The sequence below is a fragment of the Mucilaginibacter angelicae genome (genome assembly GCF_042434235.1).
In the GTDB taxonomy this organism is placed as follows: Bacteria; Bacteroidota; Bacteroidia; order Sphingobacteriales; family Sphingobacteriaceae; genus Mucilaginibacter; species Mucilaginibacter angelicae.
Window position 1 is genome coordinate 309,502 of sequence record NZ_JBHLTS010000017.1, and the last position, 21,575, is coordinate 331,076.

The following is a 21,575-nucleotide window of genomic DNA, read 5'->3' on the forward strand; positions in this document are numbered from 1 at the left end:
ACTCTTAAACTCTTTTACAAAAGGCACATCTGTTATGTGCCTTTTGCACCTTCCAATCCCACCTTTCACTTAAAATATTGAGTTTACTTATCCAAATTATAGGTAAAGTCAAACAGGCCAAATACATTTCCATTTTTGGGATCCCATTTGAGATCAACTTTTAACCATGGCGTTGAAGGTAGCCTTCCCCTTATCGAAGCATTAAAATAAAATCTCGTTTTTCTGTCATCAACAACAAAACCGCTGGTAGCCTTGTCAAGCTCTGCAGCCCCGCTCAGCTCTGCCATTGATTTTGTACCGCTGGTTATAAGTACCTGGTTGTAACCCGCCTGAACGGCAATTATATTACGTTTAAAATTCCTGACTGCACCGGTCGGATCATTGCTGTTAAGTGTATCGGTAAGGGAAGCCTTTAACTGCCCGCTGTTTTTAGCTTTCCATCCTCCCGTGCCGTAAAGGAAATTGAAACCGGCAACATGACTGGATAATAGAGTCCCTTTACCATGAGTGTATAAATATCCGAATGTTAGCAAGGGCTGACGGCTGACGTAATTGACAAGGTCGGTGTAATCAGTCAATACCTTTTCATTCAGGTCCTTCAAAGTCGAAACTTTGAGGCTGTCATGAAGGAAAGCATTTCCTCTTACTTCTGCATCAATAAACTTCATAAGGTCTGAAGCTTGGGCATCAGTAACATAGCCGTTAAATTTAAGCGGCGACTTGCCCAGGCTATGAATATAATCATTTATCGGACCGTTGATTATTTCATTGGCAAAGTGATCTGTAACCACATGGATCCTGACACTTACGCTGTCATTGAATGGTCTACCATTATTAATATCCACCGTTACCAACGTCAACAGGTAATTCATTGCCTGCAGATCCGAGGGCTTTCCTGTAAAAAGCCCGGGGAGAATGGCAGTAAGATCAGTTTTAGCCTTTTCTGCCGTAACCGGGTTCCGTGTTGAATAAAGCCCTTTAATATAATCTGAAATCTTAGGCTCAATCAAACTTACCACAGTAGGACGCTGACGGGCAACCGCCTTTAGCAGGATTTTATTTTCTTCATTAAAAGGTTTAATAAAGACTTTATCGTAAAAAGCCATCGCGGTATCGCGGCGATTCAAAACATTATAATTAAGCCCAAGCTGAAAAGATTTGACCTTAAAGTCCTTATCCGCACCAAGTGCGCCTATGAATTCCCCATTTCGCTGCCATGCGGTACGCAAAAAGTTGACGTTACTATACTTATCGGCCATACTGTTCAATTCAAACCAGTTCAGTTTCAGCTGCAGGCCGTTTTCATCAGTCGTAATGTTTTTGGCCGCCACCTGGAGATAATTCGTCAAAATGTCCTGAAACGTACCGGTATTGAAGGCGTGGCCATCTTTTAAAGCTTTGTCACGTATGGCTTCGGGGGCTTGCGCGGCAGCTGTACAAGCAAACGACACCGCAATAAGGGTCATTTTGAAACATGTAGTTTTCATGGTGTCAAGTTTAGGTTACGATCATGGACTGAACATTCGGCAAGATGATCCCGGAACCGAAATTATGTGGTGAATTGCTGATGACATCGCCCGAGATACTGAGCTGCACACCACCTCCCGGCCCGTTTGGGGCATTACCCGAAATAGTATAATTTAAAGCCTGCTGCGGAAGATCCAGGGTTTGAGTTCCATCACCGGAAAAGTTTAGCATCCCCAGTCCGTTCTCAAACTGTACAGTCAGGTTACCACCAATCCCGCCGGAAAAAGCTACATCGAACTGAATAGTTTTCTTCACTATTCCAATAGTTCCGCCGGCCGCACTAAAAGCCCGCAAACCATTGTTCCTAAAAGCAAAAGCATCACTTTTCTGCTGTGTTGCAATTTTTTCCTGCGTGATCTTTTCGCCTTGAATATCTTTAATGGCCTTTGTGTATCCGAGCAGGTTTGTCCAGAATGCAGAACCGCCGGAAGCCATCAGTGCGATGATAACAAAAGGAATACATGGTCCCGTAGTACTTAGCAAATAACAACCTCTTAAATCAAACTTTTCATTGAGAAAGGCGGCAGCGATCCATGAAGCAAAAAAAGCGATTAACATTACGATGATCTTCCTGCCCCACTCCCACGGGCCTTTTTCCGGTTCAACGTTTGGGGGCTGAGGCCCTGCCAAAGGCGGGATCAAAGTTTTAAAAAAAGCTACCAGTCTTTCACTGGCAAGGCTGATCGCGAGTACTATCGAGATCAGCTTCATAATTAATGTAAGATCCATAGCGATAATTTTTTATACAAAATTGCAGGGGACCGAATAGCAATTTCAGGGGGCGTAACGCAAAACGGAGGGGGTATTTTTCCCGGTACATAAAACCGTAATTATCACTATATTAGAAGAATCCAAAGGGAATAACTTTGATCCTAAACAATTTAACATCACAGAAAAATGGAACTCACAACAAGACCTTTAATTGGTGAAATCAGCGAGGCTGATGCACAAAAAATGGTAGCAGCCTATGGCGCAGACGCTAAAGGCGTATCAAAATCAGTATGGTTTGGTTTAGACCAAATAGACCAGTTGACTACGCTTTTGAAAGCAGAAAGTTTAATTGGCGCAGGGACAGATGGTTTAAGGGTATATTTCGCCCAGTATACTCAAGATACTTTAAACGGCATGGATCCTTCGAATGAAGGGAAGAACACGGTTGTTTTTGTTTCTACCAGAAAGGCAGTTGATGAAAACAATAAAGAGTTTCACGAAGATTATTTTGAAGGCCTTCAATTGCCTATACATGCAATACCGGAAAACCGGGGCGAATTATGCCAGCCCCAGTGTGCCGGTACAAAATTGTAAACACCTGATATGACGCAATACCTAACCGTTACTATTGCCTGGGAACTTATTTGTTTTGTCTCAGCCATTATCTTTCTTCGAAAGGAAAATAACTTATTGTGGAAAGCCAATATCATATTCCTCCTGATCGTAATCATTATTGAAGAAATGGGGAGGCATTTCAATATCACCGGGCAGGGCAAAAAAAATTATTTGGTTTATAACCTACTGACTATCCCTGAAGCTTTTTTTGTCAGCGGTATGTTCTATCAAATTTTAAAAGATTATACAAAACCGCTTTTGCTGGTTATTGGCGGCCTGGTATTGGTCATGGGATCTTACATTTTTGAAGGCTATAAACACCCTATTGCCCAGGAGTACCTGAACACCACCATCACTGTCATGTCGGTGGTGTTCTCCTTTTATGGGTTTCTGTATATATACCTTCTCATCAGAAGTGAAGGATATGTTGTACTGCGTAAACACGCTCCTTTCTGGTGGGCAACAGGAGCGTTAATCTATTACTTTGGCGGGCTCGCAACCGACCTGCTTTTTGCTATTTTTCATTTACAGGGACATATAAGCAGTAAGCTTTATTCGTATATTTATATGGCCCTGAACACATTGATGTATGCATTCCGGAGCTACTCCTTCCGATGCAGATATCTACAAAAGAACTCGAACTCTTTATAGTACTGATTACCGCAGTTTTTATACTTGCACCTATCACCCTGATCTTGCTGGTAAACCAATATAATCTGCGAAAAAAGAAATATGCTGACGAAAGGATTATGATGAAGCAGAATTTTGAAACGGAAATTGCCAGGGTGCGGGTGGAAGTGCATGAGCAAACCCTGGAAACGGTTGGGTCAGACCTTCATGACCATATTGGCCAGTTACTTAGCCTGACTAACCTCACCCTTAAATCTATAGACGAACACAATCCCGAAAAAACCAGGGAAAAGGTCGACTCCGCTGTTACACTAACAAGCAAATCAATCCAGGAGCTCAGGTTACTGGGCAAACTGCTCCAGGGAGAGCAAATTCTGAAAGACGGGCTGATCAATTCTATCAGGCACGAATTACAATGGCTTGCCAAATCAGGCACCTTATCTGTCGAAATTGATTGCCCCGACAATGTGGGGGCAGACCTCATTGATCCGAACCGGGCACTGATGACCTTCCGCATTTTTCAGGAAGCCATTAATAATATTATGAAACATGCTGAGGCTACCACTATTACTGTGTCAATAGATTGTTCGCCGGAAAAACTGACATTAAAAATTAATGATAACGGCTGCGGTTTCGATGTTGCTGAAAAATCAGCGATGCCCGGGCACATGGGGCTATCCAATATCATGAACCGTGCGGGTATGATCAACGCGACCGTCGAAATCCTGAGCACTCCCGAAGCCGGCACTTCCATTACTTTACACGTTCCTTATCAAGAGCACCATGGAAATGAAACCCATTAAAGTAGTTATAGTAGACGATCACATGCTTTTCCGGCGCGGCCTGATCGCATTACTGAAAGACTACGATGAGCTGGAGGTTATAGGTGAGACCGGCAACGGAAAACAGCTGCAGGAATTGTTTCAATCAGGTAAATCACCTGACGTTGTCCTGATGGATGTAAACATGCCTGTTATGGATGGCTATGAAACCACGGCCTGGCTGAAAGAACACCATCCAACCACTGCTGTACTTGCCCTGAGTATGTACGAGGACGATAACAGTGTTATTAAAATGATAAAAAGGGGCGCTGGTGGTTACGTATTAAAAGAGTGTAATCCTATAGAATTGAGAGCTGCAGTCATCGCCTTAAAAGAGCGGGGTATTTACCTTAACGAAATGGTATCCGGCAAAATGTTCCGGTCGTTCGCTAAACCCACAGATGTAAATATTTCAGCTAAAGAAAATGAATTTCTGAAACTTTGCTGCTCCGAGCTAACCTATAAAGAGATCGCTGAAAAAATGTGTATCAGCCCCAGAACGGTAGATAATCACCGTGAATCACTTTTTATAAAACTACAGGTAAAATCCCGCGTAGGATTGGTGTTATATGCTATCAAAAACGATCTTTACCAAATTTGACCTGCTCAATCTACATAATCTTCATTTTCTGGATTCGGCCATCAATAAACCCAGGCATTAACACCAACCACACATAAAATACCATACAGATAATGAAATACTTATGGTAATTTTTACTAATAATTGTTTGTATTATTCAAACATACTCAATCCATCTTTGGGTATATTTATATCAATTATTCCTGCAACCTTAAATTCATAACCATGTCACCCTTATCTTTAAAAAAACCTGCTGATATCCATATCAAGGTTACTGCCTGCAGTAACTGTGATGACGTCCAGCTTACCTGGCGCACGCTCGACAATACGAATACCGACAGCCCTGTAGACGGCTGTTTAGGGTTTATGATTGAAAGACAAAGAAAAGTAAAAACCAGGTGGGGAAAAACGGAAATCCTCCGCAACCGTGTAGGATTTGATTCATCTAATGTCGATCCTGAAAAACCGGAGTCGCTCTCACAGCCCTCGTCTATCTGGCCATTTCAACGATATAGCTGGACCGAACATGGGGCAAATAACAATGATAGTGTCCGTTACCGGATTTCCTGTATGGGGAAGAGAGCAAATACGATACCCGGAAAAACTAAACTACAGATAATCGCCAAGTCATCCTGGACCGACAAGATTGATGTGAGTGCAGCCGCCGGCGACGATATTGAAGTTTATTTTAACCGGGGAGCGGTGATGTCGCAATACATAGCCAGGATAGCCCGCGAAAAAAAATGGACAGTTGATGACATTTCTAATAACGTCAAATTAATCCAGGAACCATTACGGATTTTTCTATCCGGAGAATTAAGGATTGCCCTGCTTAAATTGCTGGATACCGTGATACAAAATCCATTTCTGGATATTCATGCTGCACTGTTTGAGTTGTCAGACCCTGAACTGATAGGTAAACTGAAACAAATAGGCCCGCGGGCACACATCATCCTATCGGACGGTGCCAACACAAAAACAACCGGAGGACATACTACTTACGTTGATGAAAACAAAGATGTACGGGGCGACCTGAAGTTAGCCGGCGTAAATGTATCAGACCGGTTGCTGGCTAAAGAGGGCTTAGGCCATAATAAAATACTGATCACTGTTGATAACCGTACAGATACAGCGATTTCTGCATGGACAGGCAGTACCAATTGGTCGCCTACAGGGCTCTGCACCCAATTAAATAACGGTATACTATTAAAAGATCCCGCTGTAGCCGATTTATATTACCAATACTGGAAAAAACTTCAGCAAGCCGGAAGCGCTTTTACACCAGACCTGGTGACCTTTAACGGCAATGTTCCCAAAACTATCGGTAACGTAAGCGCATGGTTCACAAGGACGGCCAAAGCTGCAAAGAAGGTTACTCCTGTTGATATCAAGTTCCTGCAAAACCTGGTCGATAATGCAAAAGAATCTATTCTGTATGTGATGTTCCAGCCGGGAGGTGAGCCTTTAACAAGTATCGTAAAAAAGGCTGCACAAAACGGGATGTACGTGCGGGGAGTGGTGAGTACTGTAATTGCCAGCAACCAGGAAAACTTCAGGTTATTGGACGAAGACAAAGATAAACCTTATACTACCGACCTTGTGCAACCGGAAGGAATAGGTAATGATTTTGGCTGGTGGGTAGGTGAAGTTACCAGGAATATATTTCTGAGTAAGATCGGCTTCGCAATTACACATGCCAAAATGATTGTTATAGATGCTTTTACCGATCATCCAATTGTTATTACCGGCTCCCATAATTTTTCATCAAGTGCCAGCCAGGCAAATGATGAAAATTTTGTTGTAATTGCCGGAAACAAAGCACTGGCAAAGCATTATGCGGTAGCCTGTATATCTACTTATGCCCACTATCGCTGGCGTGCTTATGTACATGACACGTTTGCTGCCGGCAAAAAGCCGTGGAGCCAGCTTAACAGCGACCCGGCCTGGCAAAACAGCTATCTGCAAAGTACCCGAACCCTGAGGGAACTTGAGGAATGGTGCTAAATTATAAAAGGCTTCCAGTCAAAACGGGAAGCCTTTATTATGAATATTTCATTATTCGGAAGCTTTTTTAATTCCCTCCCTTGGGAGGGAGGGGTGCGGCTGAAATGTGTACTGGCAGGGAGGGGTTTGTACGCCATTTCAAACGACAGGCCGATCAATGAACCCCTCCCTACACCCTCCCAAGGGAGGGAATCGCACAATCCATCGCTTTTTTATTTCTTCCGAACACCTATAGTCTATACCACCATCAAATCTACAAATTCATCAACCGGCATATTCACCAGCTTATCATAATCCAATGCAGCATTCAAAATATTTTGCTGTTGCTTTTCGTCAAAGATCCTGGCCAGGTTGATTTTAAATTTGTCAAGCAATTGTGGTATTCCCTCTTCCCGGCGACGTTTATGGCCGATTGGATATTCAACTACCACCTCGTCCAGTATGGTGCCGTCATTCAACTCTACTGTAAGGGCATTGGAAATAGAGCGTTTTTCCGGGTCGAGGTAATCTTTGGTAAACTGCGGGTCTTCCACACAGGTCATTTTATCACGCAGTATATCAATCCTTATGTCCGCAGCAATGTTATCTTCATAATCTGCCGCCGTTAACCTTCCATAGATCAAAGGCACGGCAATCATGTACTGGATACAGTGGTCCCTATCAGCAGGATTGTTTAATGGCCCCTTTTTATCAATAATACGGATAGCTGCTTCGTGGGTACGAATGGTGATTTTTTTGATATCATCTGTTGTTTTACCTGCTTCATTCAGTTTATTATGCAGGGTCATGGCTGCTTCTACCGCTGTTTGCGAATGAAACTCTGCAGGGAACGAAATTTTAAACAAGATATGTTCCATTACATAGGAGCCATAATCGCGCTGAAATTTAAACTCATTCCCTTTAAACGAAACATCATAAAAACCCCAGGTTTTGACTGTAAGCACCGAAGGATAGCCCATTTCGCCTGTTTGGGCAATTAAGGCCAGGCGTACTGCTCTTGAAGTAGCATCACCCGCAGCCCATGATTTACGGCTGCCCGTATTTGGCGAATGGCGATAGGTGCGTAACGCCTGCCCATCGACAAAGGCCAATGATACTGCATTAATCAGCTCATCCCGCGTTAGCCCGATCAGCCTCCCCACTACGGCAACAGAAGCTACTTTTACTAAAAATACGTGATCAAGGCCCACTTTGTTAAATGAATTTTCAAGCGCCAGTACGCCTTGTATTTCATGCGCTCTCACCATGGCATCCAGTACATCCTTCATCAGCAATGCAGGCTTGCCTTCTGCAACCAATGTACGGGAAAGCCAATCGGCAACGGCTAATATGCCGCCGAGGTTATCTGAGGGATGCCCCCACTCTGCGGCCAGCCAGGTATCGTTAAAATCCAGCCAGCGAACAATTGCACCGATATCAAATGCAGCTTTGATAGGATCCAGTTGGAATGATGTTCCGGGAACTTTTGCACCGTTTGGTACTATTGTCCCTTTAACAACAGGGCCCAACAGTTTGGTACAGGCAGGATAGGTTAAAGCTTCAAACCCGCATCCTAAAGTATCCAGCAGGCAGTAGTGTGCCGTTTTCCAGGCCAGGTCACTTTTAATTTCGTAGTTTAATACATAATCTACAATGTCTGTTAGTACTTTATCCGGTTGTGGTCTTTCGTTTGAGATATGGGCTGACATGAATTATTTTAGATTTTTCGGTTATTATATTCAAAGATTTCTGTTAATCGCTAATTCCTTTTTTCCAAGGGAACAAACTCTTTATTTTCTGGCCCTATATAATTAGCACTTGGGCGGATGATCTTCCCGTCCTGCCGCTGTTCGATGATATGGGCGCTCCATCCTGTAATGCGCGACACTACAAAAAGCGGTGTGAACATCAAGGTGGGTACCCCCATGAGGTGGTATGATACTGCCGAGAACCAGTCAAGATTAGGGAACATCTTTTTTTCGTTCCACAACAGGGTTTCCAGACGTTCGGCAATGTTAAACAACAGCATATCTCCCGATTCTTCCGAAAGCTTTTTTGCAACCTTTTTGATCACCACATTTCTCGGATCGGAGATGGTATATACCGGGTGTCCGAAACCAATGATCACTTCTTTGTTGGCTAAGCGCTTACGGATATCCTCTTCGGCCTCATCCGGCGAATTATAACGGCTCTGGATATCAAACGCTACCTCGTTGGCACCTCCATGTTTAGGCCCGCGCAATGCGCCGATAGCCCCGGTAACAGCCGAATAAATATCAGAACCTGTTCCGGCAATTACGCGACTGGTGAAAGTGGAGGCGTTAAACTCATGCTCGGCATACAGGTTCAAAGAGATCTGCATTGCCCTTTCCCATGATGCAGAAGGCTTGCGGCCATGCAGCAGGTGAAGAAAATGCGCACCTATGGTGTCGTCGTCGGTTTCTACCTCAATGATTTTGCCGTTATGGGCGTAATGGTACCAGTACAGCAATGCCGAACTGAAACAGGCCAGCAGCTTATCTGCAATATCCCTGGCACCCGAAACATTATGGTCATCTTTTTCGGGCTGAATACTGCCGATGGCCGAAACGGCAGAACGCATTACATCCATTGGATGTGCCGCTGCCGGAATCTGCTGCAGAATATTTTTCACCGAGTTTGGCAGACCGCGTAAGGATTTCAGTTTTGTTTTATAATTGTCCAGTTGCGGCTTGCTGGGCAGCGTGCCATAGATGAGCAGGTAGGCTACTTCTTCAAACTCGGCCTGGTCTGCAAGGTCAAGAATATTATATCCCCTGTAATGCAGGTCATTGCCGCTTTTTCCGACACTGCAAAGGGCCGTATTACCGGCAATAACCCCCGAAAGAGCCACGCTCTTTTTAGGTTTGAACGTATTTTCAGTATTACTTTCCATCCTGGTTCTTCTTAAAAAGGTCGTCTAATTTTTGCTCATAGGCATGATATCCTATGCTTTTATATAACTCTTCGCGGGTTTGCATGGTATTAAGCACATTTTTTTGGGTGCCATCTGTACGGATATGCTGATATACATTTTGGGCAGCCTTATTGGCGGCCCGAAATGCCGAAAGCGGGTAAAGTACAAGCTCCACCCCTGCCTCGCCAAGTTCTTCAACAGTATACATCGGGATCATGCCGAATTCTGTAATATTGGCTAATACCGGGATGCCGGTTGCTTCCACAAATTTCCGGTAATAGCTCAGATCGGGAACCGCTTCGGCAAAAATAAAATCGGCGCCTGCTTCCTTGTATGCAACAGCCCGTTCAAGGGTTTTCTCCAATCCTTCGTTGGCAAAGGCATCTGTTCTTGCACCTATCACAAAATGTTCGTCTGTACGGGCATCTGCCGCGGCTTTTAAACGGTCAACCATCTCGTCTTTGCTCACCACCTCCTTACCCGGGCGGTGTCCGCAGCGTTTGGCACCTACCTGATCTTCAATGTGAAGCGCGGCGGCCCCGGCTTTAATCAAAGATTTGACGGTACGGGCAACATTAAAAGCAGAAGGGCCAAAACCTGTGTCAACATCTACTAAAAGCGGCAGGTCACACACATTGGTGATCCGTTGAATATCGATCAGCACATCTTCCAGGGTTGTAATGCCCAGGTCGGGGATGCCTAACGACCCGGCGGCTACCCCGCCGCCCGATAAATAAATAGCGTTAAAGCCAGCCTGTTGTGCCAGTAAAGCATGATTGGCATTGATAGCGCCAACAATTTGCAGCGGTTTTTCTTTTTGAAGGGCATCGCGGAACTTTTGGCCCGGCGATTTAGGATTATTTGGTTGCATCGTAAACTTTTTAGAAAAAGCACGTTTGTTAAGTTCTTTTACTCAACAAAAGAACGGCAGGCAAGTTAGAAAATAAATCTAAACAAACAGGTTCTTAGCTATGGGGTTTTTAAATCAGCACCATTATAAAAACGTTTTTCAATAAGCAACCGGGCATGAAATTTCCACGTAACTAATAGTAATTACAATGTTTTGAAAAACTTATACTGGTTAGCAAAGCATTAAATGCTATTTTTTAATGAAGCACAAAACACTGATCATTTTAACACCCGGCTTTCCCGAACATGAAGGCGACAGTACCTGTATCCCGCCGCAGCAGGTTTTTGTGAAGGCGCTCAAAGAGTTACATCCGGAATTAAATATTGTGGTGCTTACCTTTCAATATCCTTTTTTCAGCCGTGAATATGAGTGGCATGGTGTTAGGGTTATTGCATTCGGCCACCCCAGCAATAGCAGGATAATCCGGCGTTTTACCGGGCTCAAAGTGCTTACCGTTTTGCATAAGCTGCACAAAGAGTCCCACATCATTGGGATGCTGAGTTTCTGGCTGGGTAAATGTGCCTATATAGGTAACATGTTTGCAAAAAAATATGATTTAAAGCATTATACCTGGCTGTTGGGACAGGATGCAAAGGCCGGAAACAAGTATTTCGCCAAAGCTAAGCCAACTGCGGATAGATTGATCGCTTTGTCTGACTTTTTGGTACGGGAGTTTACTAAAAACTATGGAATAACACCCGCGCATGTTATCCCGGTTGGTATTGATGTTACGCGTTTTAAGAAATCCTATGCAAAACGGGATATTGATATTGTCGGGGCCGGTTCATTGATCCCATTAAAACAATATAATGTTTTTTTAGAAGTGATTGCCATGCTGAAAATATCCATGCCTGATATAAAAGCAGTGATTGTTGGCGATGGATCAGAAATGAAGCACTTAAAGAAAATGGTGACAGCGCTTGACCTGGCTGATAATATTTCCTTTACCGGCAGATTGGCCCATGATGAAGTATTACAATGGATGCAGCGTTCTAAAGTATTTGTACATACGTCCAACTACGAAGGGTTCGGGGCTGTTTGCCTGGAGGCCCTGTATGCAGGGGCACAGGTAGTAAGCTTTGTAAAACCGATGGATGCAGCGATTGAAAACTGGCATATTGCTGCTGACAAGCAAACAATGGTAAAAAGGCTGGAAAAGATCTTAACAAGCCAGGAAACCACCTATCAAAGCGTTTTGCCTTTCACCATAGAACGAAACGTAAAGGCAATGGTAAAGTTATTTGATCAAAGCGAAGCAGCTACAGTACGGATCCTGCCGGCGATGGCTTCAAAGGAAAGATTGGTTTTAAAGTAATTGAGGCATAGTACACGTTTTTCCTGCCGGTTTAACTGCATGCCGGCTATCAATGCTGCCAGCATGGCTGTTTCATTCCCTGCTTCATATAAAATGCCGCAGTTGCCATTATCAGTGATCATCCTGAATGATGCGATATCAGTTACCACCGGGATACAACCGCATGACATCGCCTCGCAAATAGCTGTTCCGCTACCTTCATAGTGCGAACCTGATACTATAAAATCAGCGCTGTTATACCAGTATAAGAGATCGTCATGAGGTACCTGTCCAACCAGTATGATGGCTTCCTTTTGATGATGATCTTTCAAGAGCGCTTTTATTTCTTCCAGCAGTTCATCGGTATGATAGATCATGTAAAGCTTTGCACCCGGTTGGATCTGAATGAATTTCAGAAAGGCTTTTACAACGTTCAGCGGATCTTTATTGGCATTTAAGCGCCCAACCCATAAGAATACAGGTTGCCCTTTAGCGCCGGTTTTTGCCTGCGCCAATAACCTGTCCACAGGATAAAAAATGGATGATACTTCCATTACCTCGTGGAGTTTTTGGGCCGAGGATATATTTCCATTGGTCACCCAGGTCATCCCAAGTGCATGCGAAGCAAAAAGGTAAGCATCAATATAATGGTCGGCCAGCCGCTGTACCCATTTTTTAATACCGTTAAAAGGTTTTTCGGCATGGTGCTGTGCGATGATCCTGACACGCCTGTTCAATAGCAAGCGTAACTGCAAAAACTGTAAAGGATAAAGCAGTCCCTGCAAAAGCACCACATCCGGGTTCAGGCTTTTGATAAAGCGGTTCCGCTTAAAAGGAAACCAGCTTTTCTTTTTGCCGAAGCTGACGAACTCATGCTGTACATTTCTGTGGGTAATAGTGCCTTCAACATCAATTTCCTTTATGCTGATCACTGTTTCTGCTTCCCCTAAACATTGCAAAATCCCGGTGTAAGCGCGGGTGCGGTGAAACCAATTTTCGGCCTTGTCAAATCCGGGAGAGTAATCATAGGTTACTGAAACGTAAATCATCAATTATATGTGTAAATACCAACAAACTGCACGTGGATAAATACGGCAGGTTGGGCGCAATGGTTGCCGGGGCATTTCAGCCGGGCGGGAAACATCTTAATTGACTTTACTAAGAAGCTGTTTAAAATTGATTGCGATTATTTTTAAAATCATTGCCGTTGGTTTTAACCAACGGAACAATGAGTAGCAATAAAAGGGCTTCAGCCTAAATCCGCTTGCATAATTAGGCTAAAGCCAAAACTTTTAACTTTTTTTACCGTTGGTTAAAACCAACGGCAATGAATATTTTGCATTTTTTTAACAGCTTCTAAGATTGTTTACGGACTGCCTGATTAATAGCTATAAATTGATATTATAAGAGTTTTTGTTTTCGCACATCACAAAAGTGCTGTGCGTGCTGCCGATACTTGTAACCGAGCCCAGTTTGTTGAACACAAAATCCTGGTAGTGTTTCATGTCCCTTGCATAAACTTTAAGCAGAAAATCAAAATCTCCGGAAATATTATAACATTCAACAACTTCTTTCAAGCTCATAATATCAGTCACAAAGCTATGACCGATGCTTTTATCATGCTGTTTCAGCTTGATATTGCAAAAAACAATCAGCCCGTAATTAAGCTTTTCAGCATCGATCAATGCGATATATTTTTTGATGTAACCATTCGCCTTCAGCCGTTTTACCCTTTCAAAAACCGGCGTTGGCGAAAGGTTCACTTTGGCTGCCAGTTCTTTTATAGTTACTTCAGAATCTTCGCCCAGTAGCTTGAGCAATTGTTTGTCCGTGTCGTCCAGTTCGTCCATAGAATAATTTTCTTTTATTGTGATGATTACTATACAAACAAAGTATAACAATCTAAAATAATGACAAAATTAGATTTTTACACCTAATTAACCACCATTATATAGTTATTAAATCCAACTTATTAGATTTGCTTAGAATTTAATCCTAAGATAGGACAAAATCATAACAATAGTTCTTTACTTTCTATCAGAAAAGGTTTACCCCTTTAGCCAAGGGGTAATTAAAAGGGAACCGTGTGCAAATCACGGGCTGTCGCGCAACTGTAAATAACGCCAAAGATTTCAACCGGCAATGTCCACTGTCTGTATCAAACGGATGGGAAGGATGGCTGAAATGTTATAAGCCAGGATACCTGCCTATTTTGGAAGGACAATGCTTTCGCTGAATAAAGCAAATGGTCTGATCTGATGGTTTTCATGGGTAGTAATCTGCCTGGATGAAAGACTGCAGTATGCCCTGTTTTTCGTGAAGCATTGTAAAGTTTGTAAAAAACACTTAACTGTTTTTCTAATTAAATCTTTAAAGAAATGCTGACGCAAAACCTGGGTTATCCGCGAATAGGTAGCCAACGACAACTAAAAAAAGCCTGCGAACAATTTTGGGCAGGCAAAATCGATCTGAAAGACTTGAAAGAAGTCGCCCGTAAGATCAAAGAAGAAAACTGGCAAACCCAACTGGACGCAGGTATCGACCTGATCCCCTGTAATGATTTTAGCTTTTATGACCAGGTATTAGATACCAGTTTGATGCTGGGCGTTATCCCTCAGCGTTATTCACCGGTGCTGTCACAAGTAAAAGCTAATAGCGAAATCGACCTTTATTTCGCCATGGCCCGTGGCTATCAGAAAGACGGCCTCGACATTACCGCCATGGAAATGACCAAATGGCTGGATACCAATTACCACTATATCGTACCCGAATTTACTGCAAACCAGGAGTTCCGTATTTTTCATGAAAACGTGTTTGGCGAATACAACAGCGCCAAACAGCAACTCGGACAAAAAGCCAAACCGGTACTGGTTGGGCCGGTAAGCTACCTGCTGCAGGGTAAAGAAAAAGAGCAGGGCTTTGAGCGCATTGACCTGATCAAAAAGCTGGTTCCTGTTTACATCGATATCATTAACCGCCTGAAACAGCAGGGTGCCGAATGGATTCAGCTGGATGAGCCTTGCCTGGCGCTTGATCTTTCCAAAAAAGAAAAAGAAGCATTTGAATTTGCCTACCGGGCAATTGCCAACCGGGTAAGCGGCGTCAAGCTTTTGGTAGCTACCTATTTTGAAGCGCTATTGGACAATACACAATTAGCGGTTAACCTTCCTGTTGCAGCGCTACATGTTGATTTGGTACGTGCCCCTGAACAACTGGATGAAGTGCTTGCCCTGATCCCCGAACACCTTAAATTATCAATAGGTGTGGTTGATGGCCGCAATGTTTGGAAAAATGATTATGAAAAATCAGTAAGCCTGATCCAAAAAGCTGTTGAAAAACTGGGTACCGACAGGGTGATCGTTGCGCCTTCATGCTCGCTGCTGCATAGCCCGATAGATCTTGACCTGGAAACAGCCATCGATCCGGAAATTAAAAACTGGATGGCATTTGCTAAACAAAAACTGAACGAAGTAAGTGAACTGAAACAAATTACTGAAGGAAATAATGACTTGCTGGAAGCCAACAAAAAAGCTATCGAAAGCAGGAGGTCATCACAAAAAGTACATAAACAGGTAGTAAAAGACCGTGTTGCCGCAATCACTGCAGCTGATGCTACCCGCCAAAGTGCTTTCCCGGTACGTCAGCAAATACAGCGCGAGCGCTTTCATTTACCGTCATTCCCTACTACTACTATCGGTTCATTCCCGCAAACGGATGATATCCGCCAGCTCCGCGCCAGGTTTAAAAAAGGCGACCTAACCCTTGAACAATACGAAAAGGAAATAGAACAAGCTACCATTGATGCCATCCGCTGGCAGGAAGAGATTGGCCTGGATGTACTGGTACACGGTGAGTTTGAGCGTAACGACATGGTTGAATATTTCGGCGAGCAGCTTAACGGCTTCCTGTTCACTAAAAACGGCTGGGTACAAAGCTACGGCAGCCGTTGTGTAAAACCACCGGTTATTTATGGCGATGTAAGCCGCCCGAAAGATATGACCGTACGCTGGAGCACATTTGCCGCCGCCCAAACCAGCAGGCCAATGAAAGGCATGTTAACCGGCCCGGTAACTATTTTGCAATGGTCGTTTGTACGTGACGATCAGCCAAGAGATGTTACCACCAACCAGATCGCTTTTGCTATTCATGATGAGGTTTTAGCATTAGAGGCAGCAGGTATCGGCATTGTGCAGATAGATGAGGCAGCCATTCGCGAGGGTTTGCCTTTACGCAAAGCGAAGCGCCCGCATTACCTGGATTGGGCGGTTAATGCCTTCCGGATCACAGCAAGCGGTGTTCAGGATAAAACCCAGATCCATACCCACATGTGTTACAGCGAATTTAATGATATCATTGAACACATCGCGGCCATGGATGCCGACGTGATTACGATTGAAACATCAAGGTCACAAATGGAATTGTTGCAGGCCTTTGCCCATTTTGAATATCCGAACGAGATTGGCCCGGGCGTATACGATATCCATTCGCCCCGTGTACCAACTACCGAAGAAATGGCCTCGCTGCTGGCCAAAGCAGCCGACCTGCTGCCGGCTCAACATTTATGGGTAAACCCGGATTGTGGTTTAAAGACCCGCAAATGGCCTGAAACAAAAGCTGCCTTAGAAAACATGGTAGCCGCAGCCAAACAGGCAAGAGAGCAGATCTCTATAGAAGTATAATTTAATACTAAGGACAGCGGGAGTTGCCTCCCACTGTCCTTTTTTGAAACAGGAAGGTTAATCATGATTGTACATGTTACCCGCAGGGAACATTTTAACGCCGCGCACCGGATGTACCGGGAAGAATGGAGCGCGGAGCAAAACGAAGCCGTATTTGGCAAATGTGCAAACCCCAACTGGCATGGCCACAACTACAACCTTTTTGTAACTGTTAAAGGTGAAATCAGCTATGAAAGCGGTTACCTGATCGATTTGAAACTGCTTAAGATGATCATACAGGATCACGTGATCGAAAAGCTCGACCATAAGAACCTGAACCTGGATGTTGATTTTTTGAAAGGAAAAATGGCTACTACAGAACTGCTTTGTATGGAGATCTTTAACCAGCTGCAAGCACCGATAGAGGTGAATGAAGGCGTTTTTCTGCATTCGGTGAGGTTGCATGAAACTGAAAATAATTCAGCAGAGTATTTTGGCGGGTAAATTGTTACACTGACTAAGCAGGATGTTTTATACATTGTACCTGTAAATCAATCCCGCTATGTCATTCAAGATCAAGGCACTTTGTACAGGTGTTCTGTTATCGTTATGCTCACTGGTTTCATTAGCACAGCAAGTAAACCATCCCCCTGCAGATAAGGCAGCAGCTGATTTTAAAAAACTGTTGGAAAGGCCGCGCGTTCCGTTAAACCCCTCTTTTGAAGTAACTAAAACGGATTCGGTTATTATAGAGCATGGTTTTATTTACAGCGAAAAGAATGAACGGGTACCCATCCTGATTTATAAACCGATTACTGGTGCAAAATCATACCCGGCTGTGATTTTTTTACATGGTACAGGAGGCAAAAAGGAGGACAACAAAAAGATCTTATACCAGCTTGTTAAAAGAGGGGTCATCGGCGTAGCTATCGATGCCCGCTTTCACGGCGAACGGATTGCCGGAGGTGCGCATGGCTCCAGGGAATATGTAGCTGCTGCCACTGCTGCCTGGGAAAACAAAGATAAAGCCCGCCAAACCCATCCGTTTTTGTTTGATACAGCTTTTGACCTTTGGCGGGTAACCGACTACCTGGCAAGCAGACCGGATGTAGATGCCAATCGCATTGGTATGGGCGGCATATCAATGGGTGGTATCGAGACATGGCTTGCCGCATCAATAGATAAACGAATAAAAGTAGTGGTGCTGGATATTTCTGTACAAAGTTTCAAATGGTCCTTAGATAACGATAAATGGCAGGGGCGCGCAGGCACTATCCAGGCTGCTCACCTGCAAGCTGCTAAAGATCTTGGCGACTCGGCCTTAAACAAACAAAACGTAAAAGCTGTATGGGATAAACTGCTTCCCAATATTACCGGCGAGTTTGATTGTCCCTCACTGTTACGGCTGATGGCACCACGGCCTATCTTGATTGTAGGAACCGAAAACGATCCTAACTGTCCATTGCCCGGTGCAAACATAGCCTATGCTTCGGCCTTACAGGCGTACACATCAAAAAACGCAACTGATAAAATTAAGCGGGATGTAACCCCAAAATTATTCCATACCACTACGCCGGAGCATTTTAAAATGACACTGGATTGGTTTAGTAAGTGGCTGTAGTTTAATAACCTTGCTACTTGTTAGATGCTGTTTAAATTTGATCCGGATTATTTATGAAAAATATAAAATCATTGCCGTTGACTTCAGTCAACGGATTAATGAACGAAAAACAAAGGGCTTTAGCCGAAGTACCACTTGAATATTGGGGCTAAAGCCCGCAATGCCACCTCCTCTTACCGTTGACTAAAGTCAACGGCAATGAATAATATCAATTTTAAACAGCTTCTTTAAATATTAATCAATTTGTTCCAGCGGCAATTCATTTACCGTAGTCGCCTTATTATAAAAATCCTTAACCAGCACTGTCAGCTGACGTTTCAACTTTGACTTTTCCTTTCTCAATGCATTTACCAATCCATCATTTTCAGTGCCTCCGGTCGAAAACAAATCAATGGCAACTTGTTTGTCGTGCCATTCGCCTATAACATTCTGCACTTCATCCAGGTAAGCTTCATTAAAAGGCTGGTTGAGCACCGGTTTAACCAGTTTATAATTATAGATAAGCATTTTTAATTGCTTGCGACAGGCGTGCAGGGAAGTATCAGCATAAGGAGGCGCCAGGCAAACCGCAATCTGCTCCAGTTGCTGCCTGTAGTAAAAATCAATATGAACATCGTTGAGCTTTGGGATAGCCTTTTTAAGTTTGCGCTGTGCCCGGCGCAGCCGTTGCAGGTGTTTACCCGCACCTGCCCGGAAGTCATGTGCAGATCGCTTCATCAGGCTGCGCTGATCTTGCATTATCTCTGTGAAAGAAGGCTGTAATAACTTTATTAATTCAAGGTTTATATAGGCGTTCCTGATATTTCCGGCAGCTTTAAATAACTTCCGAACGGGCTTCAATTCCTTCTGCAATTGCCCCGCAGCTACACCGCTATCGGCCAGCACCAAAAAAGCCCGCAGTTTTTTTACTTGTACCCTAAACCGGTGCAGGTCCTCCTGTTTGCCTTTTTTATCAAAAGCTTTCAGGTGCAAACGGAGGCCCGTCCATTCACCTCTAAAATATGCCAGTTCTTCTTTTAGTTTCATGTAGAGTTATTCACAATTGTTACTAAACCAAGATACGCATAAATATGGACAAAGCATTTCTTTACTTGCCACTGCGTATACTACCTGCCTCCAATTTTTTTCATTGTTGCCTTAACCTGACTATTTCAGGAGCAGAGATGTCTGCCTGGAGGATAATTTAGTCTGCTTCGCCAATATGGTGCTTCATTACGGGTGGTTTCCGGCTGTAGTTTTACCAAAAATTAAAAGCTCAAACAATGAAAAATGCAAAAAAACTCCTTGTAAGCACCTTTATAGCAGGCGCTTTCATGGTGCATAGCACATCCGGACAAGCACAAACCAAAGCTTCGGGTGAAGTATTATCAAACGAAACTATCCGCCCTTTTAAGGTGCATATCCCCCAAAAAGAACTCACTGATCTTAAACACCGCATTGCAGCAACCCGATGGCCAGACCATGAAACCGTTGCCGACCGTTCACAAGGTGCTCAATTGGAAAAATTGCAGCCGCTTGTAAATTATTGGGGTACTGGTTACAATTGGCGCAAGGCGGAAGAAAAACTAAACGCCCTGCCGCAATTCACAACCACTATTGATGGGGTGAGCATCCACTTTATCCATGTGCGTTCTCCATATAAAAATGCTTTACCGCTCATCATTACACATGGCTGGCCCGGTTCTGTGTTTGAACTGCTCAAGATCATCGGCCCGCTTACTAACCCTACGGCATTTGGAGGCCGGGCTGAGGATGCCTTTGATGTAGTGATCCCATCCCTGCCGGGTTATGGTTTTTCAGGTAAACCAACTGAAGCCGGCTGGGGACCCGAACGTATTGCCCGCACATGGGATGTACTTATGAAACGGCTTGGATACACCCGTTATGTAGCACAGGGCGGCGACTGGGGTGCTGTTATCACCGAGGCAATGGGCAGGCAGGCCCCCGCAGGCCTGGCAGGCATTCACCTCAATTTACCGGCAACAATACCCGCCGAGATAGATGCAGCACTTAACGCCGGTGGTCCCGCTCCAGCCGGACTTTCCGAAAAAGAACGTGACGTATATAATGCGCTAAGCACTTACAGAAAAACAGGATCTGCTGCATATGGTATCATAATGACTGCGAGGCCGCAGGCCCTTGGATACAGCTTAACAGATTCACCGGCCGGCCTTGCAGCCTGGTTGCTGATCCATCCCGGCTTTTCACAATGGACATACGGTGACGCCCCTAACAAATACCCTACAAAAGATGAAGTACTGGACGATTTTACTTTGTATTGGCTCACAAACAGCAGTACTTCGGCTGCACGCCTGTATTGGGAAAATGCCGGTCGCGGCCCGATAAGCGCCACTGCACAAAAAACCGCCGATATCAAATTACCGGTAGCAATCACCGTATTTCCGGAGGATGTTTACCGTGCCCCCGAAACCTGGGCCCGTCGCGCCTACCCCAACCTTACCTATTTCCACGAGGTTGACAAAGGCGGGCACTTCGCCGCATGGGAACAACCACAATTATTTGCAGAAGAATTACGTGCAGCATTCAAATCGCTACGTTAATTTCCTTAACAGGCAACGCAGCAATTGCGTTGCCTGTTTTTAACTAAAGTTGTAACAATTAAAACCAAAAGTTATGAAAACCAACAAAAACAAACTGGCTGCTGCCATCATTATTGCTGCCCTTGCAGTTTTTACACTTCCCTCATCCGTTATTGCACAGCAAGCCGCATCAGGCCGCACCGAGTTGCAGCGGCATGACCTCAGCACTCCCGGCCGTGAAATGGTACAGGTACGCGTAGATGTTGAAAAGGGACAAGCTTACCCACAACACAAACACCCCGGCGAAGAAATTATTTACGTACTTGAAGGTGTACTGGAATACCAGTTAGAAGGCAAGCAACCGGTAACACTTAAAGCCGGCGATGTTTTATTTATCCCTTACGGTGTTGTGCATTCGGTAAAAAATGTTGGTAGCACCAAAGCAAGTGAGCTTGCTACTTATATTGTTGAAAAAGATAAGCCACTTGTTACGTTAATTAAGTAAGGGCTTAACGTTCCATCAGGGTCTCTCACAGATTTAAGTAACGTCCCATCAGGGTCTCTCGCAGAGGACCCTGATGTATACGCCATGCAGATTCGTTTTTGATGTTTAGAACGCGGTGAACCTCAGGGTCCTCTGCGAGTTAAAGTTAACCCACAAAATTATGAGCTGTTGTTAGCATAGTTAAATCCGATTACTAAGGATTGAAAAAATGAATAACCTTTCCAAAGGGTTTGCCAACCGGGCAA

19 protein-coding genes and 1 riboswitch are annotated in these 21,575 nt (G+C 44.1%); of the genes, 11 read left to right on the plus strand and 8 right to left on the minus strand.

The features are described from left to right. Nucleotides 1-83: 83 nt before the first annotated feature. On the minus strand, nt 84-1,487 hold the full coding sequence (locus tag ACFFGT_RS06210) for a hypothetical protein (RefSeq protein ID WP_377021642.1): 1,404 nt from the start codon (nt 1,485-1,487) through the stop codon (nt 84-86). 10 nt (nt 1,488-1,497) lie between these two features. Next, on the minus strand, nt 1,498-2,256 hold the full coding sequence (locus ACFFGT_RS06215) for a hypothetical protein (protein WP_377021643.1): 759 nt from the start codon (nt 2,254-2,256) through the stop codon (nt 1,498-1,500). Between the two features lie 168 nt (nt 2,257-2,424). Between ACFFGT_RS06215 and ACFFGT_RS06220 the strand changes: the two genes are divergently transcribed. The 5 genes from ACFFGT_RS06220 (at nt 2,425) to ACFFGT_RS06240 (ending at nt 6,888) form a co-directional block, all read left to right on the plus strand. Next, on the plus strand, nt 2,425-2,832 hold the full coding sequence (locus tag ACFFGT_RS06220; RefSeq protein ID WP_377021644.1) for a hypothetical protein: 408 nt from the start codon (nt 2,425-2,427) through the stop codon (nt 2,830-2,832). Nucleotides 2,833-2,841: 9 nt separating this feature from the next. Next, entirely contained in the window at nt 2,842-3,504 is a 663-nt protein-coding gene (locus ACFFGT_RS06225) for a hypothetical protein (RefSeq protein ID WP_377021645.1), read from the plus strand. Next, complete coding sequence (locus ACFFGT_RS06230; protein ID WP_377021646.1) at nt 3,468-4,286, plus strand: sensor histidine kinase; 819 nt, start codon at nt 3,468-3,470, stop codon at nt 4,284-4,286. The genes ACFFGT_RS06225 and ACFFGT_RS06230 overlap by 37 nt, the downstream gene beginning before the upstream one ends. Next, the gene (locus ACFFGT_RS06235) at nt 4,273-4,905 is read left to right on the plus strand and encodes a response regulator transcription factor (RefSeq protein ID WP_377021647.1); all 633 of its coding nucleotides are present in this window, start codon (nt 4,273-4,275) and stop codon (nt 4,903-4,905) included. The genes ACFFGT_RS06230 and ACFFGT_RS06235 overlap by 14 nt, the downstream gene beginning before the upstream one ends. 204 nt (nt 4,906-5,109) lie before the next feature. Then, nucleotides 5,110-6,888, plus strand: coding sequence for a phospholipase D-like domain-containing protein (locus tag ACFFGT_RS06240; RefSeq protein ID WP_377021648.1), 1,779 nt, complete (start codon nt 5,110-5,112; stop codon nt 6,886-6,888). Between the two features lie 236 nt (nt 6,889-7,124). Here ACFFGT_RS06240 and ACFFGT_RS06245 read toward each other — a convergent pair whose 3' ends face one another. Genes ACFFGT_RS06245 through prpB form a run of 3 tightly spaced genes read right to left on the minus strand, consistent with a single transcriptional unit; the run spans nt 7,125 to nt 10,673 of the window. Then, the gene (locus tag ACFFGT_RS06245) at nt 7,125-8,576 is read right to left on the minus strand and encodes a bifunctional 2-methylcitrate dehydratase/aconitate hydratase (RefSeq protein ID WP_377021649.1); all 1,452 of its coding nucleotides are present in this window, start codon (nt 8,574-8,576) and stop codon (nt 7,125-7,127) included. A 50-nt stretch (nt 8,577-8,626) separates the two neighbouring features. Next, complete coding sequence (gene prpC / locus ACFFGT_RS06250) at nt 8,627-9,781, minus strand: bifunctional 2-methylcitrate synthase/citrate synthase (protein ID WP_377021650.1); 1,155 nt, start codon at nt 9,779-9,781, stop codon at nt 8,627-8,629. Then, entirely contained in the window at nt 9,771-10,673 is a 903-nt protein-coding gene (gene prpB / locus ACFFGT_RS06255; protein WP_377021651.1) for a methylisocitrate lyase, read from the minus strand. Before prpB ends, prpC begins: the two co-directional genes overlap by 11 nt. Before the next feature lie 238 nt (nt 10,674-10,911). Here prpB and ACFFGT_RS06260 point away from each other — a divergent pair, with 238 nt between their 5' ends. Then, a complete protein-coding gene (locus ACFFGT_RS06260) occupies nt 10,912-12,027 on the plus strand; it encodes a glycosyltransferase family 4 protein (protein WP_377021652.1) in 1,116 nt (371 codons plus the stop codon). Here the strand turns inward: ACFFGT_RS06260 and ACFFGT_RS06265 are convergent. Together ACFFGT_RS06265 and ACFFGT_RS06270 are read right to left on the minus strand one after the other, a co-directional pair. After that, nucleotides 11,958-13,055, minus strand: a complete 1,098-nt coding sequence (locus tag ACFFGT_RS06265; protein ID WP_377021653.1) for a glycosyltransferase family 4 protein — start codon at nt 13,053-13,055, stop codon at nt 11,958-11,960. The two genes, ACFFGT_RS06260 and ACFFGT_RS06265, sit on opposite strands and share 70 nt — an antisense overlap. 339 nt (nt 13,056-13,394) lie before the next feature. Further along, nucleotides 13,395-13,856: an Lrp/AsnC family transcriptional regulator gene (locus ACFFGT_RS06270; RefSeq protein WP_377021654.1), complete on the minus strand. Its 462-nt coding sequence runs from the start codon at nt 13,854-13,856 to the stop codon at nt 13,395-13,397. Between the two features lie 177 nt (nt 13,857-14,033). Beyond that, a riboswitch (cobalamin riboswitch) is annotated at nt 14,034-14,231 on the plus strand. Nucleotides 14,232-14,384: 153 nt separating this feature from the next. Between ACFFGT_RS06270 and metE the strand changes: the two genes are divergently transcribed. The 3 genes from metE to ACFFGT_RS06285 all read left to right on the plus strand — a co-directional run bounded on the left by metE (nt 14,385) and on the right by ACFFGT_RS06285 (nt 18,285). Beyond that, the gene (gene metE, locus ACFFGT_RS06275) at nt 14,385-16,685 is read left to right on the plus strand and encodes a 5-methyltetrahydropteroyltriglutamate--homocysteine S-methyltransferase (protein WP_377021655.1); all 2,301 of its coding nucleotides are present in this window, start codon (nt 14,385-14,387) and stop codon (nt 16,683-16,685) included. Nucleotides 16,686-16,751: 66 nt separating this feature from the next. Next, nucleotides 16,752-17,168, plus strand: a complete 417-nt coding sequence (locus ACFFGT_RS06280; protein ID WP_377021663.1) for a 6-pyruvoyl trahydropterin synthase family protein — start codon at nt 16,752-16,754, stop codon at nt 17,166-17,168. Between the two features lie 58 nt (nt 17,169-17,226). After that, nucleotides 17,227-18,285 (plus strand): acetylxylan esterase, encoded by a 1,059-nt coding sequence (locus ACFFGT_RS06285; protein WP_377021656.1) that lies wholly within the window; start codon nt 17,227-17,229, stop codon nt 18,283-18,285. Between the two features lie 234 nt (nt 18,286-18,519). Here ACFFGT_RS06285 and ACFFGT_RS06290 read toward each other — a convergent pair whose 3' ends face one another. Beyond that, on the minus strand, nt 18,520-19,311 hold the full coding sequence (locus ACFFGT_RS06290; RefSeq protein WP_377021657.1) for a CHAD domain-containing protein: 792 nt from the start codon (nt 19,309-19,311) through the stop codon (nt 18,520-18,522). 236 nt (nt 19,312-19,547) lie between these two features. On the opposite strand from ACFFGT_RS06290, the gene ACFFGT_RS06295 reads away from it, so the two are divergent. After that, on the plus strand, nt 19,548-20,846 hold the full coding sequence (locus ACFFGT_RS06295; RefSeq protein ID WP_377021658.1) for an epoxide hydrolase family protein: 1,299 nt from the start codon (nt 19,548-19,550) through the stop codon (nt 20,844-20,846). 73 nt (nt 20,847-20,919) lie between these two features. Then, a complete protein-coding gene (locus ACFFGT_RS06300; RefSeq protein ID WP_377021659.1) occupies nt 20,920-21,330 on the plus strand; it encodes a cupin domain-containing protein in 411 nt (136 codons plus the stop codon). Nucleotides 21,331-21,575: the final 245 nt, after the last annotated feature.

Excerpts from the sequence above, each read along its gene's own strand:
- ACFFGT_RS06210 (WP_377021642.1), bottom strand. The coding sequence starts at position 1,487 with ATGAAAACTACATGTTTCAAAATGACCCTTATTGCGGTGTCGTTTGCT.
- ACFFGT_RS06215 (WP_377021643.1), bottom strand. The coding sequence starts at position 2,256 with ATGGATCTTACATTAATTATGAAGCTGATCTCGATAGTACTCGCGATC.
- ACFFGT_RS06220 (WP_377021644.1), top strand. The coding sequence starts at position 2,425 with ATGGAACTCACAACAAGACCTTTAATTGGTGAAATCAGCGAGGCTGAT.
- ACFFGT_RS06225 (WP_377021645.1), top strand. The coding sequence starts at position 2,842 with ATGACGCAATACCTAACCGTTACTATTGCCTGGGAACTTATTTGTTTT.
- ACFFGT_RS06230 (WP_377021646.1), top strand. The coding sequence starts at position 3,468 with ATGCAGATATCTACAAAAGAACTCGAACTCTTTATAGTACTGATTACC.
- ACFFGT_RS06235 (WP_377021647.1), top strand. The coding sequence starts at position 4,273 with ATGAAACCCATTAAAGTAGTTATAGTAGACGATCACATGCTTTTCCGG.
- ACFFGT_RS06240 (WP_377021648.1), top strand. The coding sequence starts at position 5,110 with ATGTCACCCTTATCTTTAAAAAAACCTGCTGATATCCATATCAAGGTT.
- ACFFGT_RS06245 (WP_377021649.1), bottom strand. The coding sequence starts at position 8,576 with ATGTCAGCCCATATCTCAAACGAAAGACCACAACCGGATAAAGTACTA.
- prpC (WP_377021650.1), bottom strand. The coding sequence starts at position 9,781 with ATGGAAAGTAATACTGAAAATACGTTCAAACCTAAAAAGAGCGTGGCT.
- prpB (WP_377021651.1), bottom strand. The coding sequence starts at position 10,673 with ATGCAACCAAATAATCCTAAATCGCCGGGCCAAAAGTTCCGCGATGCC.
- ACFFGT_RS06260 (WP_377021652.1), top strand. The coding sequence starts at position 10,912 with ATGAAGCACAAAACACTGATCATTTTAACACCCGGCTTTCCCGAACAT.
- ACFFGT_RS06265 (WP_377021653.1), bottom strand. The coding sequence starts at position 13,055 with ATGATTTACGTTTCAGTAACCTATGATTACTCTCCCGGATTTGACAAG.
- ACFFGT_RS06270 (WP_377021654.1), bottom strand. The coding sequence starts at position 13,856 with ATGGACGAACTGGACGACACGGACAAACAATTGCTCAAGCTACTGGGC.
- metE (WP_377021655.1), top strand. The coding sequence starts at position 14,385 with ATGCTGACGCAAAACCTGGGTTATCCGCGAATAGGTAGCCAACGACAA.
- ACFFGT_RS06285 (WP_377021656.1), top strand. The coding sequence starts at position 17,227 with ATGTCATTCAAGATCAAGGCACTTTGTACAGGTGTTCTGTTATCGTTA.
- ACFFGT_RS06290 (WP_377021657.1), bottom strand. The coding sequence starts at position 19,311 with ATGAAACTAAAAGAAGAACTGGCATATTTTAGAGGTGAATGGACGGGC.
- ACFFGT_RS06295 (WP_377021658.1), top strand. The coding sequence starts at position 19,548 with ATGAAAAATGCAAAAAAACTCCTTGTAAGCACCTTTATAGCAGGCGCT.
- ACFFGT_RS06300 (WP_377021659.1), top strand. The coding sequence starts at position 20,920 with ATGAAAACCAACAAAAACAAACTGGCTGCTGCCATCATTATTGCTGCC.